Source organism: Streptomyces sp. NPDC051907, from assembly GCF_040681075.1.
GTDB lineage: Bacteria > Actinomycetota > Actinomycetes > Streptomycetales > Streptomycetaceae > Streptomyces.
The window spans coordinates 1-1,825 of the sequence record NZ_JBFAYB010000231.1 but is presented as its reverse complement, the minus strand read 5'-3'; the positions used below and the strand labels follow the sequence as shown (position 1 = coordinate 1,825).

Annotated in this window: 3 protein-coding genes; all 3 read right to left on the bottom strand. The window is 68.5% G+C overall.

Features of this window, described 5'->3' with window-relative positions; genetic code table 11:
* Positions 1 to 243, bottom strand: a 243-nt coding sequence (locus AB0M39_RS41965; protein ID WP_365374452.1) for a flavodoxin-dependent (E)-4-hydroxy-3-methylbut-2-enyl-diphosphate synthase, incomplete at its 3' end; no start/stop codon positions are given.
* Between the two features lie 4 nt (positions 244 to 247).
* Positions 248 to 1,270 (bottom strand): adenosyl-hopene transferase HpnH, encoded by a 1,023-nt coding sequence (hpnH, locus tag AB0M39_RS41960; RefSeq protein WP_365374449.1) that lies wholly within the window; start codon positions 1,268 to 1,270, stop codon positions 248 to 250.
* Positions 1,271 to 1,275: 5 nt separating this feature from the next.
* A partial coding sequence (locus AB0M39_RS41955) for a 1-hydroxy-2-methyl-2-butenyl 4-diphosphate reductase (protein WP_365374447.1) occupies positions 1,276 to 1,825 on the bottom strand: 550 nt, incomplete at its 5' end.

Genomic DNA, 1,825 nt, shown 5'->3' with positions numbered 1-1,825 from the left:
GTCGTCCTGCGTCGGACACGCCACCCGCACGATCTGACAGCCCGACGCCGTCAGCTCCGCGATCTGCTGCAACGTCGCACCGATGTCCGACGTCCGAGTCGTCGTCATAGACTGCACCGACACGGGAGCGTCCCCGCCCACCGCCACCGAGCCGACCTGGATGCGCCGCGAGATGCGGCGCACCGCGATCGGCCGGGCGGGCGGCACGGGGAGTCCCAGGGCGACAGGCTCTCCAGCCGACATCACGTCACCCGCGGTTTCCCGAGACGGTCTCCCGCGCGGCGCGCAGCGACTCCTTCAGGGAGCCCATGGTGGCCAGCACGGCGGTCGGCTCGTAGCCGCAGTGCGCCATGCAGTTGGCGCAGCGCGGGTCCTTGCCGCGGCCGTACTTGCTCCAGTCGGTGTCCTCGATGAGCTCGCGGTACGTGGGGACGTACCCGTCGCTCATCAGATAGCAGGGGCGCTGCCAGCCGAAGAGGGAGTAGTTGGGGATCGCCCACGCGGTGCACGGGAAGTCCGCCTTGCCCTCCAGGAAGTCCAGGAAGAGCGGCGAGTGGTTCAGCCGCCAGCGCCGCCGGTTGCCGCCCGCGAAGGACTTCCTGAAGAGCTCCCGGGTCTGCTCGACGCCCAGGAAATGCTCCTGGTCAGGGGCTTTCTCATACGCGTACGCGGGCGAGATCATCATCTCGTCCACCTTCAGCTCGTCGTTGAGATAGTTGAGGACCTCGATGACGGTCTGCGGGGTGTCGGTGTTGAAGAACGTCGAGTTGGTGGTGACCCGGAAGCCGCGCTTCTTGGCCTCCTTGATCGCCTCCACCGCCTCGTCGAAGACGCCTTCCTTGGCGACCGACTCGTCGTGGCGCTCGCGCAGCCCGTCGATGTGCACGGCGAAGGCGAAATAGCGGGAGGGAGTGAAGTTCTCCAGCTTCTTGCGCAGCAGCATCGCGTTGGTGCACAGGAACACGTACTTCTTGTTCGCCACCAACTGGCGCACGATCTCGTCGATCTGAGGATGCATCAACGGCTCGCCGCCCGCGATGGAGACCATCGGGGCCCCGGACTCGAGCACGGCCCCGACCGCCTGCGCCACCGGCATGCGCTGCTTCAGAATCCCGGCCGGATGCTGGATCTTCCCGCAGCCCTCGCACTTGAGATTGCAGGCGAACAGCGGCTCCAGCTCGACGATGAGCGGAAACTTCTCACGCTTGCGGAGCTTCTGTTCAAGCAGGTATGTCCCGACCCTGATGGTCTGACGGAGCGGCATGGCCATCTAGCTCACCTCCTGGGGAGTAGCAGAGAACGGTGCCATTCGAAGAAAGCAGGGAGCACGGCACGAAGAACACGGAAGGCTGATATTCCACCGCGCACCGTGCCAATGCGGACCAGTTCATGCTCTGGAGCGTCCACGACCACTCGGACGGCCGCAACTGGACGGGGCCCTGTGCTCACCGCGCTGCGGAGCGTGGCCGCGGACTCCATGTCCACCGCGATCGCCCCGGAGGCGCGCAGCTCGGCCCGCTCATGGCCGCGTACGACGTGGTCGGAGCCGGTCAGCGGGCCCGTGTGGACGACTCGCCCGGGCAGCGCCCGGGCGACCGCGTCGACCAGCAGCGACGTCCGGGTGCAGGACGTGGCCCCGCCGGGGTGGCGAGTCTCGTCGGCGACCACCAGGTCGCCGGGGTGCATGCCCGGGGCGAGCCCGGCGCAGAAGCCGGAGGCGACGACCGCGGCGCCGCGCATGCCCTCCTCGCCGAGCGCGGCCAGCACGGACCGCTCCGCGCTGAGCGCGGCCAGCACGGACCGCTCCGCACCGGCATGGGCCCGC

Excerpts from the sequence above, each read along its gene's own strand:
- hpnH (WP_365374449.1), bottom strand. The coding sequence starts at position 1,270 with ATGGCCATGCCGCTCCGTCAGACCATCAGGGTCGGGACATACCTGCTT.